The following is an 11,124-nucleotide window of genomic DNA, read 5'->3' as shown; positions in this document are numbered from 1 at the left end:
TCCTCCACGTCCCGAAAGCTCAACGGTAAGCGAAAATAGAGCCAGACGGCCCGTTGGATGATTGAGGGCGGAAATCGGTGGCGGGAATAGGAAATCTTGCTCATTCAACTGCGCTAACCTGTTCGCGCGAGATCGTCGATTTAACGTGTCAATGCCGCCGCAGTGGCTGCTTGAACACCATGCCCAGCGTCAGGCAAAGCTTGATCGCCAAATCCGATTAGACAGCCTGACCACCAGGCGTCATTCGCGGTGGTGCCGCCCACAAAGCGAGCGCGTCATCGCTGATCCAGACCGTCAGATCACCGCGTTGCCGCAGGCTTTCATCGTACTCGGCCCAGTTGGTCACCGGATGCCTTTGCGTCAGGATCTTGTCACGGCGATCGGCGTTGAATTTGTGCGGCATCTATAGCACCCTCAAGGAAACAGGCCGCGTCGATATCAGCGGAGCGGAGGTCCGTGTAACAACGTCGCGGGTAAGCGCGATTTGAGCCCGCCGTGCGGCTGCGCCTCCCATTGCGCGATGGGAAGCACCGGTTCGGAGCGCAGGATTTGGGGGCAATGCAATGGAAAACCTTAAGAAGTCGATTGACCTGTTATATACTGGCGCAAGTAAAAAGGCAGCGATGTTTCGCTACCTCCTGATCGGCTTTGATGTCTCCACAATCGTGTTCTTTATCGCCACTGTCCCTCGTGACCCGACGGCTGCGATCCTTGCCGCTGATTTCGTTATCGGGGCACTAATCTTGGCCGACTTTCTCTCACGCCTGTGGATTGCCCCCAATCGAGCGCTGATGCTTCGCCAAATCTACACTGTGACGGACGTCGTGGTCATATTGTCGCTCTTGCTGGCACCGCTAGTATCGCAGAGTTTTGGGTTCCTAAGAGTCTTGCGGACCTTGCGCCTGCTACATTCTTACCACGTTCTGCGCGACCTGCGCCGCGACACGCCGTTCTTCCGCCGCAATGAGGATGTCATCGTAAGTTCAGTCAATCTTGGCGTCTTCATCTTCTTCATGAGTACCCTCGTTTTTGTGCTGAGGGCTGATCATAACCCAGACATCGTGGGCTATGTAGATGCGCTCTACTTCACCGTGTCCGCTCTGACGACCACCGGCTTTGGCGATATCGTCCTGACCGGCCCCATAGGACGGCTCTTGGCAGTGGTCATCATGGTCGCTGGTGTCGCATTGTTCTTGCGTCTGGCTCAGACCGTTTTCCGGCCCAACAAGCTGCGTTACAAATGTTCGGAGTGCGGCCTCAACCGGCACGAAACTGACGCGGTACACTGCAAGCATTGTGGCCATCAGCTCAAGATCGAGACTGGAGGTGCCTCCTGAATTCGACCTATGGTGCGCCGCGGCGTGGTCGGCGATAGTCCTGTTTTTGCGGTGCCGTCAACGGTTATGATCTGCGGTGGTCTGAAAGATCGTGATTGTAATCCGCGGCCCTGCGACGAGATCGGATAGATCTGCGAGCAGAACCAGATTGAATGCATCGGACGGGTCGGCGCTCAGGCAAGGCTGCAGTTACCCAAGGCTTGATCAGTGTTGGCACAAGGCGACCTCTTTTCTCATCAGGTAGAGACGCGACAGTCGCGTTCCACTGGCTCAGACGGCATCGTCAACTTGCGGGGCTTGTTCTGAAATCGTACCGACCGACATGACAAAAGCCAAACATTCCGGCGCCTTCAAAGGCCACCGTTTCCCGCCTGAGATCATTGCATATGCGGTCTGGTCCTATTTTCGGTTTCCCTTGAGACTACGCGATGTCGAGGATTTACTTACGGCGCGCGGCATCATCGTGAGCTATGAGACGATCCGGAAGTGGGTTCGCAAATTTGGGTACAAAGTATGCCGCTTCCATCCGGCGGGACCGGCCTGCGTCGTCTGAAAAATGGCACCTTGATGACGTGGTCATTCCTATCCGCGGGCGCAAATTTCGGCTTTGGCGCGCGATCGACAGCAATGGCCCCTCTTCGCTGCAAGCAGCGACTGTCGGGCAACGGACGTTTTCGATATTCTGGTTCAATCTCGGCGCAACACTCGCGCAGCGAAACGCTTTTTTGCGCAAGCTATTCAAGCAATACAGGCGGCCGCGCGTTGTGATCACGGACAAGCTCGGCAGCTATAGTGCGGCTTTGAAAAGCCTCGCGCCCGCCATCAGTTTCGGCAGCCGGACCAGATTGTAGGCCGCGACAGCGAACAGTTCCCCCGATCTGCGGTCCGAGCCTTCGCGGCGCAATAGCGAGGCGGCGCTCAACATCATCTTCACAGCCATCCCTTGGATTTGAACACGGTCAGATCAACACCGGGCGGCGCATACCATCCGCCAGCAGTGTATCTGGCGCCGAGCTTTTGCGCGATATCCTTGTTGCCATAAGGAATTCGCAGTGGCGTGTTTGCTGCGGCATCCCGCTGCTCGGAAGCCGACGGACTCCTCGCATCCACCAAAGCGGCGGTTGTCTTGGGTCTTTCCGCCCGCTTCGTTGACTTAGCGGATTTTGTCGCTGTTGGTTTAGTATTCTTCTCGCCGCTTTTGCGGCGGTCATTGCCAGGCTTTGCGCTTTGGTTCTTGTCAATCCAGACGGACATAGCGGAAGAGCTTGTCTTGGCCTCGTCGGGTATCGCAACACCTTTTTCTCGCGAGATACTCTCGGCGAATTTTAATTGTGCTGGACTTACCGGTCTTACTCCAGCACCTCCCATCGTTTTCCCATCAACGCCCTCAGCTTTCTTGGGGGCGTGTTTCTCGAGGAACCCGCGGCAGACAGATCCCGATTTTGTGTAACCGGCTGGAGGCTTGATGCCCTTCTGGCGAGCTATGCTGTCGGCGAAACGCTTCATTGCGGGTGTTGGTGGCCGTCCACCGCCCGCGCCGTCGGATGCAAAGCCGAGCAAAGACGAGACACCGCCCGGCGGGCCTTCCACGAGCTTGCCGATAATTCGCTGGGCGACGTCACAAACGGCATCGATGGCACCAATCATCTCCTGCTTGCCAACGACGACATCGTCGAGCAGACACTCGAGTTGCGCCGTCACGCCAGGGTCGACCAAGGCCGGGTCGGCCTCTTGGAGAACGCCAAACAACTTCAACCCGGTTGTGGTGGGTACGATGTTCTTGCCCTGGAGCATCAGAAAATCCTGCCGTTTCAACCCACCGATGACCTCGGCGCGGGTCGCCGGCGTACCGATGCCCTTGGCTTCCTTCAGCCTGTCGCGCAAAACCTCGTCATCGACAAAGCGCCAGGCCTGCTGCATCGCTTCGATCAGAGTGCCTTCATTATAGCGCGGCGGTGGTCGGGTTTCCTTGTCCTCGACGGCCGCATTCCGCAATCGCGTGGTCTCGCCGTTTCGCATCTGAGGAAGCAACTGCGCGTCATCGCCCCTTTCGTCGGCCGGTTTCCATTCCGGGAATGCCGCGCGCCAACCGAGATCAATGGGTTGGCGGCCGGTCGCCTTGAAAGGAAAGCCGACCACATCGAGCGTTGCAGTTGTCTGACAATAGCGGAAATTCGGCATGATGGCGGCCAGGTACACCCGCGCGATCACGTCAAACAGTTTTTTTTCGTCGCCCGAAAGGCGCGGCCAGACTTCGCGCAAGCCCTCGATGGTGTTGACGTTAGGGATGACCGCGTGGTGGCTGGCCCCCTCCAATCCCTTGTCGTGGAAAGTGCCGCTCTTACCCTTGCGGATGATCGGCTGCGCTGGCACGGGGATCGCGCTGAACGATTGCCCCGCTTGCAGCCCGGCGACGATCCGCGGCACGTCCCCGATCAAGCTCTCGGGAAGGTAGCGCACTTCCGCACGAGGATAGGTAATGATCTTCTTGCCCTGGCCGTCATAGAGTTCCTGAGCGATCTCGAGAGTCTTTGCCGCGGCCCAGCCGAAGCGCGAGGCACAGAGTTTCTGGAGTGACGGCAGATCGTGCAGTTTCGGCGGTTGTTGGCGCTTGTCCTCGACACGCACGCCGAGCGGTCCCTCGAATTTACGGGCCGCCACGACCACGGTCTCGGCAACCTCGCGTTCAAGAATGCGTTCCCGTGGTGCATGTCGCATCTTGAATTCACCGCCCTCGACCATGGCCGTGGCGACAATCTCGAAATAGGTGACGGGAATGAAATCGCGAACTTCCAGTTCGCGCTTGCAGACGATCGCCAGCGTCGGGGTTTTCACACGCCCAACCCCGATGACGCCCCGGGCGCCCTTGCCAAGGATGACGGTCGCAGTGCGGGTCAGTGACAAATTGTAAATCTGATCGGCCTGGCGACGTGCGACCGCAGCTGCGTAAAGCCGGGCGTATTCTGAATTAGGTTCGGCACGATCGAATGACTGGCGAATGGTCTGAGCGTCCTGGGCTGTAAACAGCACACGCATGACCTGGCCTCGATAATTGTAATGCTCAAGAATCTCTTGGCCGATGAGTTGCCCCTCACGATCGCAATCGGTGGCGAGCCAGACCCGCTTGGCCGAGCGTAGTGCCTCGCGAATGGCTTTGAGTTTGGCCGCTTTGTTGCCGCCTTTTGCCGGCTGTGTGCCATAGAGTTCCTGAGGGCGCAGCAGGACCGGGGACCAGCGCTTCCACTCTGGCGCCACATCCTCTGGTTCGAGCAAGTCGAACAAATGCCCCTCGGCGGGAAGAACCATGCCGTAGCGAGACCCAATGGCGGCGCGAACGTCCTTCGCCTGGCTGGTTTTCTCGGTGATGACGATCTGGTCTGCCATGACGAGCCCGTTCAGAATAATGAATTCAACAATTGAGAACGTAAAGTGAACATCTATTATTCGCAACCCAACTTTTGACTGGTTTACACAAATCGGCAATCCACGACCCCAAAAACAAGGAGGCCCTGGACCGCAGACAACCTGCGCAAGTTTATTGACTTGCGTTGGTGCTGTCAGACGAATGCGAACTCGTCTCAGTTTTCCAGTCGGGTTTAATTCAGGTCGCGCCCAACTGACGCCGCTCAGCGAGAGCGGCGGCGCGGTTGAGCTTGAAATTGCAGCGTGAGTGAAGGTGACGTTCCTGGTTGAAATGGTTGTGAGCTTACGAATGAACGGCGACGAATTTCTGTGGGGTTTGCATCTTTCTGAGGCGCGACATTGCTCGTTCTCGTCGGCGAAACGGAAGATGAGAATTCTCAGCCCGGTTATTCAGCCAGCGTCCGGTTTCTTGGCGATCTGCGTTGCCGATGACCTTCATCGCGGCGCCGTAAGATCGCAGTAGATCAGTCACGATGACATGTGGTGGCCCAAAGCGCTTCATTGTTTTCCTGAGGAATTTCAACGCCGCCTTGCGGTCGCGGCGCTTGCTGACATAGCTTTCCAGAATTTCACCTTCGTGATCTACAGCCCGCCACAAGTAGTGCGTTTCTCCGTTGATCTTCACGAAAACCTCGTCCAGATGTCATTGCCAATTCGAATGTGTGCGAAGTTGCTGAACCCGCTTCCTTCGGATCTCCACGGCGAACAATGGCCCAAACCGGTTCCACCAGAAACGGACCGTTTCATGGCTGATATCGATCCCGCGTTCGTGCAGCAGATCCTCCACATTCCGGAGTGACAGGGGGGTACCGAACGTAAAGAATCACCGCCAGGAGGATGATGTCGGGAGACGTTTTGAAGTACTTGAATGGGTCGCGTTTTGTCATCCGGCGACGCTAGATGTGCCACTTACACACTTCAACCAAGCTTCCTCTGACAGTGCCCGCGCGGCCGCCCGTATTGCTTGAATAGCTTGCGCAAAAAAGCGTTTCGCTGCGCGAGTGTTGCGCCGAGATTGAACCAGAATATCGAGAACGACCGTTGCCCGGCAGTCGCTGCTTGCAGCGATGAATAGGAACTATTGCTGTCGATCGCGCGCCAAAGCCGGAATTTGCGCCAGCGGATAGGAATGACCACTTCATCAAGGTGCCATTTATCAGACGGCGCAGGCCGATCCCGCCGGATGGAAGCGGCACACTTTTTACCAAATTTGCCAACCCACTTCCGGATCGTCTCATAGCTCACGATGATGCCGCGCGCCGCAAGTAGATCCTCGACATCACGTAGGCTCAAGGGAAACCGAAAATAGGACCAGACCGCATATGCAATGACCTCAGGCGGGAAACGGTGGCCTTTGAGGGCACCGGAATGTTTGGCTTTTGTCATGTCGGTCTGTACGATTTCAAAACAGGCTCCACGAGTTGACGATGCCCTTTGGAGCGAATATTTTGCCTGATTGATCGCTTAGATTTTGGGAACTTAGCGCCTCGTTCAAACTGCTCAAATTAACATGACAGTACCGCCGGCACATGCCTTGCAGTCAATTCGTCCGCGCACTGATGTTGTTGGCGACAAGTTCGCGGTTAGACCTAAAGCTCTAGCGTGGCACCAAAGTCGACGATAGGCGCGACGGCCTGAAGAAACTCTGGCGTGCCGCAAGCAAAGCGCAATTTCGACGACAGATCCGTATTCTTCCAGTCTACGGTGCTGCGAATGCCGATTTGGTCCAATATGGGCAGTGCAGCCATGAGATCCCAAGACGATTCACCGATGCCAAGATACCCATCGACCTGGCCAAGGGCCACCTCGATAAGCGACAGCGTCGCCGAACCACAGCAGCGAAACGACATGCCGGCATCTTCCAAGACGAAACGCAAAGTCTCAAGTCGCAGCTCAACCGGGATGACCGGGTGAAACCCGACGCCACAAGAGGCGCGGGAACTATCAAGGCCGCTGCGCTGCGCCAGCCTTTCTCCATTCAGGGTGCTCGCCAGTCCTATGCCACCCACAAGTATCTGCGACCTCAGGGGCGCGAAGATGACGCCGAAGGTTGGCTGCCCAGCCTCATAGAGTCCAATTGAAATTGCCCATTGATCGCCACCGCGGACAAAATTGAACGTGCCGTCAATCGGATCAACGACCCACGTGCGACCGCTTGTGCCTTGGTGCGCGGCCCCTTCTTCGCCGAAAATGCCATCTTCAGGAAACGCCTTGGCAAGCCCTTCGGTTAAAAAGCGTTCGACGTCCTGATCGGCGGCGGTCACCAGATCAAGGTGTCCTTTTGACTCCACCGGCACGGTGCTTAGTGCCTCGAAGTGGCGCAGGGCGACGGCCCCGGCATCGCGCGCAAGTTGTTCAACAGCAGCGACGCTGGATTTCTCAAGTGGCGGGGTCAAAGCGCGACATACCGGGTATGAACGGTCATGGCAGCGGCCTCCTCTATCCGATGAATGAAATATGCAAATGGCTCGTCCACATCTGATGGCTCCGGTGCGTTATGGGCCAATTTCAACGCGTGTTGGAAGGAAGGCCCGCCGCTGACCGCACACCAGATGCCGTTCCAGAGCGTCTGGAACGGTCGGTGAATATGGCCCGACAAGATCCTGACCGGACCGGAGTATTGGGCAATAAGCTTTTCAAATTTCGAATGCCCGTCTTTCAACGCCATTTGATCAAGCTTTGTGATCGTTGACGGAAACGCGGGGTGGTGCATCAGGATCAGTGTCAGTCGCTCTGTCGGATTAGCCAGCCGTTCAGCAAGCCAATCGATTTGGCTGTCATCAAGGCCGCCGGTGACCTGACCTTCGATCAGCGTATCAAGCGCAATAATCCGCAGATCACCGCAGGACGCTTCGTAATCCAGTTTTGACCCTGGCCCGAAAGGAAGCGAATCTTCAAAGGCAGCTCTGAAGCCCTGACGCGCATCGTGGTTTCCCGGAACCGCGAAAATCGGAACTTTGATGGGCGACAAAATATCCTTCACAAGGGCATAGTCTTCCGCCGAGCCGCCGTCCGCCAGATCGCCCGTGATCATCACCGCATCAATGCAGGGTGAGAAATTGGCAATATCGGCGATAACCTTGCGTGTGGCCTGGACAATATCGGGACGTACCAGCGAAGTTTCCGGCGCGTCCGCGAAGACATGAAAATCGGAGGTGTGCGCAATTAGCAATTTAGGGGTTCCACTGTGTTTTCTGGCATTGGACGCATCGTTATTTGATGCCAGCGCGCATAAAATTGGCGACGAACTGGCGTTGGAAAATAATAAAGGCAATGATGAGAGGCGCGGTGGTCATCAGCGTTGCTGCATTCACCAGAGACCATTCGACACCGCTATCTACAGTGGCAAAAACACTTAGGCCAACGGTCAACGGGCGCACCTCTGGTGAGTTGGTCACGATCAAAGGCCACAGGAAGTTGTTCCAATGAAAGCTGATCGAAACCAGCGAATAGGCCAGATAAACAGGCCACGCCAACGGCACATAGACATTCCACAAAACGCGCCATGCACCCGCGCCCTCGATTTGGGCCGCTTCATCCAGCGACTTCGGCACTGTTAGGAAAGTCTGGCGCAGCAGGAAAATGCCGAACGCCGAAGTTAGATAAGGCAGGGCGATCCCGATTATCGTGTCTGTCAACCCAACGCGTGAAAGCGTCAAATAATTCTCGACGATCAAAATCTCCGGCGAGATCAAAAGTTGCACCATGATCAGCGCAAACAGAAAGCCCGCCCAGCGGAATTTGTAGCGCACAAAGGCATAAGCAACCAGCGTACACAATATCAGGTTTGCGACCAGAACAATGGTGATCAGGATCATCGTATTTGCAAAGTAGAGCGAAAAGGGTGCGGACTGCCAAGCCTCGATGAAGTTTTCAAATGTCCATGGCGCGCCTAACTGGAAGTTGGCTGAATATTTTTCGTCGTGGAACGCAGTCCAGACGGAATAAATGAACGGTAGCGCCCAAAGAGCCGCGAACACGACGCCCATTGTCGATAACAGAATTCTGTTCAAGCCGCGGTTCATTGGTAGTGCGCTTTTCTGTTTAAAACCCAGTATTGCACGATGGCCAGCAGCCCAAGCAGGCAGACCATCAACACGGTCAGGGTTGCACCATAGGCGAAGTCTCTTTGACGGAACGTCACTTCGTAAATATAGTAGAGTAAGAGCGCGCTGGAGTTGTTCGGCCCGCCTTCGGTCATAACGATGACGTGGTCCACAAGCCGAAACGCATTGATCAGCGCATTGACCGCTACAAAAATTGTTGTTGGCCGCAAAAGCGGCATCACGACATCCCAGAAAACCCTCAATGCGCTTGCGCCCTCAAGCTTGGCTGCGTCCTTCAGGTTTGTTGGCACAGACTGCAAAGCGGCCAGATAGAATATCATGAACAGCCCGGCTTCTTTCCACACGGCGACAAACATCATGGACGCCAGCGCTGTGTCTGTACGGCCAAGGAAGTTGATCGATGGCATCCCAAACACTTCGAGGATCTGAGAGGCAAGGCCGATGCCGGGCGCGTAAAAAAACAGCCAGATATTGGCGACCGCAATCATCGGCAGCATCGTCGGCATGAAGAACGAAAGCCGCATCAAGGTTGTTCCCGGAAGCCTTGAATTCACCAAAAGCGCCATGCCAATCGAAAGACCGATCGCCAGCGGGATGGTGCCAAGCGCGTAGATCGTGCTGTTGATCAGAATTTGTGCCAGGCGGTCGTCTTCCATTAACGCCTGATAGTTTTCGATCCCTGAAAAACGCGAAGGGCGACGCGAACTGCTATTGTTCCAAAAGGAATTTATCAGTGCCTGAATGGCAGGATAATGGGTGAACGCGACCAGCAGCGAACACGGAATGACCAACATGATCACTGCCAGTCGAATTGACAATCGGTTGTTCATTGCGTGTCACCTTGCTGCGAGTGCGTTCGAAAAGGCAGGTGAGCCCTGCGCAAACACGGTTTCTGCGCAGAGCGGATTTTTGGTGTCGCCTTACTTATATTCACTCAGAATCTTGTCCGCGCCCTCTTGGGCTTTGGCCAACGCCTCTGCTGGCTCGGCGTTTCCGGTCACGACGCTTTCGATCGCATCAACCAGATACTGTGTGACCTTGGCGCGCTGGAACGTCGCGAATTCACGTTCAGCATAAGCAAGCTGGTCCAGTGCTACCAAAGCCTGTGGCAGGCGTTCGGCATAGGCCTTCATCTCTGGCGTTTCCCATGTATCAGGACGCGGAGCGACATAGCCAGTCGCAATGCTCCATTTGGCCGCACTTTCGGGAGATGTCATGAACTTGATAAAGTCCAGCGCGGCTTCACGCTCTTCTTCTGTCGTGTCCTGGAACACGTAGAAGTTGCCGCCACCGATTGGTGCACCCGGCCCATCACCACCCGGAAGGAAGCCAACGCCCCAGTCGAATTCCGCGTTCTCCTCGATGAAGGCAAGGTTGCCTGTCGAGGTCCACATCGAAGCGGTTTGACCTTCAAGAAATGCCTTTGGCGTATCACCCCAAGTGATTCCACCCGGCGCCATGACTTCTTCTTCAGCCAGCCTCAGAAGAAACTCCAACGATGCCAAAGTCGCGGGCGTGTCCATCCGCGCCTCAATACCGGTTTCTGTGGTCAGTACATCGCCTTTAGAGACGACCAGACCACCGAAAAGCCACGCTCCTCCGAGACCAAGCGTCGGGATGCGTGTGCCCCAGCGGGTCACGTTTCCGTTGTCGTCCTTCACCGTGAGCGCCTTACCAACCTCGATCATCTCGTCCCAGGTCTTTGGTGGTGCTTCAGGATCAAGTCCAGCTTCGCGGAATGCGTCTTTGTTATAGTAGTAAACCGGCGTCGAGCGCTGAAACGGGATGGCGTAGGTTTTGCCTTCAAACTGAGCGTCCGACATGAATGCGGGATAGAAACCAGAAATCCATTCCTTGTCTTCTTCCGAATTCGCGATGTCCGAAATTGGTAGGATCACGTCTTCTTCGATCAACGTGAAAAGGTCGATCGACAGAAGAACGGCCACCTGCGGCGGTTGGCCTGCGTTGGCTGCGGTCAGCGCCTTGGTTGTCGTTTCTTCGTAGTTGCCCGCATAGACCGCTTTCACAGTGTGCTGCGGATTAGCCGCCGCCCATTCGTCTGTTAGGGCTTGGATCGTTTCCACTGCCGGAGCGTTCACACCCACCGGAAAGTAGAACTCCAGATCGGCTGCAGACACTGAAGCCGCACCGGTCAACGTCAACGCCGTTGCGCCCAGCAGCGTCGCGTAGGATTTCAATTTAGTCATGTCTTCTCCTCCTTTTATTTCGTGAAATGCCGGCGGTTGAATCCCCAGTCGATTATGATGATGTTAAAACTCGCTTGCCTGTACGTTTCG

The 11,124-nt window shown here is 55.8% G+C and carries 10 protein-coding genes and 4 pseudogenes; 3 read left to right on the top strand and 11 right to left on the bottom strand.

Going from position 1 to position 11,124, the window contains the following annotated elements; genetic code table 11:
• Both Q1B15_RS08240 and Q1B15_RS08235 read right to left on the bottom strand, forming a co-directional pair.
• Positions 1–104, bottom strand: a pseudogene (locus Q1B15_RS08240) (IS6 family transposase); the annotation flags it as partial.
• Between the two features lie 155 nt (positions 105–259).
• Positions 260–403: pseudogene (locus tag Q1B15_RS08235) on the bottom strand (IS5/IS1182 family transposase); the annotation flags it as partial.
• A 160-nt stretch (positions 404–563) separates the two neighbouring features.
• Here Q1B15_RS08235 and Q1B15_RS08230 point away from each other — a divergent pair.
• From Q1B15_RS08230 to Q1B15_RS23390, 3 genes are all read left to right on the top strand, one after another.
• Entirely contained in the window at positions 564–1,337 is a 774-nt protein-coding gene (locus tag Q1B15_RS08230) for an ion channel (RefSeq protein ID WP_299752819.1), read from the top strand.
• 322 nt (positions 1,338–1,659) lie between these two features.
• Positions 1,660–1,890: a hypothetical protein gene (locus tag Q1B15_RS23395; protein WP_366141694.1), complete on the top strand. Its 231-nt coding sequence runs from the start codon at positions 1,660–1,662 to the stop codon at positions 1,888–1,890.
• Complete coding sequence (locus Q1B15_RS23390; protein WP_366141693.1) at positions 1,808–2,188, top strand: DDE-type integrase/transposase/recombinase; 381 nt, start codon at positions 1,808–1,810, stop codon at positions 2,186–2,188. Before Q1B15_RS23395 ends, Q1B15_RS23390 begins: the two co-directional genes overlap by 83 nt.
• Here Q1B15_RS23390 and Q1B15_RS08220 read toward each other — a convergent pair.
• The 9 genes and pseudogenes from Q1B15_RS08220 to Q1B15_RS08180 form a co-directional block, all read right to left on the bottom strand.
• Entirely contained in the window at positions 2,125–2,271 is a 147-nt protein-coding gene (locus Q1B15_RS08220) for a hypothetical protein (RefSeq protein ID WP_299752822.1), read from the bottom strand. The two genes, Q1B15_RS23390 and Q1B15_RS08220, sit on opposite strands and share 64 nt — an antisense overlap.
• Positions 2,268–4,721 carry a DNA topoisomerase gene (locus tag Q1B15_RS08215; protein WP_299752816.1) on the bottom strand — a complete coding sequence of 818 codons (2,454 nt, stop codon included), beginning with the start codon at positions 4,719–4,721 and terminating at the stop codon, positions 2,268–2,270. The genes Q1B15_RS08220 and Q1B15_RS08215 overlap by 4 nt, the downstream gene beginning before the upstream one ends.
• Before the next feature lie 217 nt (positions 4,722–4,938).
• A pseudogene (locus tag Q1B15_RS08210) lies at positions 4,939–5,647 on the bottom strand (IS6 family transposase).
• Positions 5,648–5,745: 98 nt separating this feature from the next.
• Positions 5,746–6,146, bottom strand: a pseudogene (locus tag Q1B15_RS08205) (IS6 family transposase); the annotation flags it as partial.
• Between the two features lie 203 nt (positions 6,147–6,349).
• Positions 6,350–7,156: an inositol monophosphatase family protein gene (locus Q1B15_RS08200; protein ID WP_299752813.1), complete on the bottom strand. Its 807-nt coding sequence runs from the start codon at positions 7,154–7,156 to the stop codon at positions 6,350–6,352.
• Entirely contained in the window at positions 7,153–7,932 is a 780-nt protein-coding gene (locus Q1B15_RS08195) for a metallophosphoesterase (protein ID WP_299752810.1), read from the bottom strand. Before Q1B15_RS08195 ends, Q1B15_RS08200 begins: the two co-directional genes overlap by 4 nt.
• Before the next feature lie 40 nt (positions 7,933–7,972).
• On the bottom strand, positions 7,973–8,785 hold the full coding sequence (locus Q1B15_RS08190; RefSeq protein WP_093975926.1) for a carbohydrate ABC transporter permease: 813 nt from the start codon (positions 8,783–8,785) through the stop codon (positions 7,973–7,975).
• Complete coding sequence (locus tag Q1B15_RS08185; RefSeq protein ID WP_299752802.1) at positions 8,782–9,657, bottom strand: sugar ABC transporter permease; 876 nt, start codon at positions 9,655–9,657, stop codon at positions 8,782–8,784. Before Q1B15_RS08185 ends, Q1B15_RS08190 begins: the two co-directional genes overlap by 4 nt.
• Positions 9,658–9,747: 90 nt before the next feature.
• Positions 9,748–11,034 (bottom strand): ABC transporter substrate-binding protein, encoded by a 1,287-nt coding sequence (locus Q1B15_RS08180; protein ID WP_299752799.1) that lies wholly within the window; start codon positions 11,032–11,034, stop codon positions 9,748–9,750.
• Positions 11,035–11,124 lie beyond the last annotated feature (90 nt).

It is taken from the genome of uncultured Boseongicola sp., assembly GCF_937988555.1.
GTDB lineage: Bacteria > Pseudomonadota > Alphaproteobacteria > Rhodobacterales > Rhodobacteraceae > Boseongicola.
The sequence above is the reverse complement of the archived record's forward strand: the minus strand, read 5'-3'. Positions and strand labels throughout refer to the sequence as shown.

Coding starts and splice junctions, on each gene's coding strand:
- Q1B15_RS08230 (WP_299752819.1), top strand. CDS start 564: ATGGAAAACCTTAAGAAGTCGATTGACCTGTTATATACTGGCGCAAGT.
- Q1B15_RS23395 (WP_366141694.1), top strand. CDS start 1,660: ATGACAAAAGCCAAACATTCCGGCGCCTTCAAAGGCCACCGTTTCCCG.
- Q1B15_RS23390 (WP_366141693.1), top strand. CDS start 1,808: ATGAGACGATCCGGAAGTGGGTTCGCAAATTTGGGTACAAAGTATGCC.
- Q1B15_RS08215 (WP_299752816.1), bottom strand. CDS start 4,721: ATGGCAGACCAGATCGTCATCACCGAGAAAACCAGCCAGGCGAAGGAC.
- Q1B15_RS08190 (WP_093975926.1), bottom strand. CDS start 8,785: ATGAACCGCGGCTTGAACAGAATTCTGTTATCGACAATGGGCGTCGTG.
- Q1B15_RS08185 (WP_299752802.1), bottom strand. CDS start 9,657: ATGAACAACCGATTGTCAATTCGACTGGCAGTGATCATGTTGGTCATT.
- Q1B15_RS08180 (WP_299752799.1), bottom strand. CDS start 11,034: ATGACTAAATTGAAATCCTACGCGACGCTGCTGGGCGCAACGGCGTTG.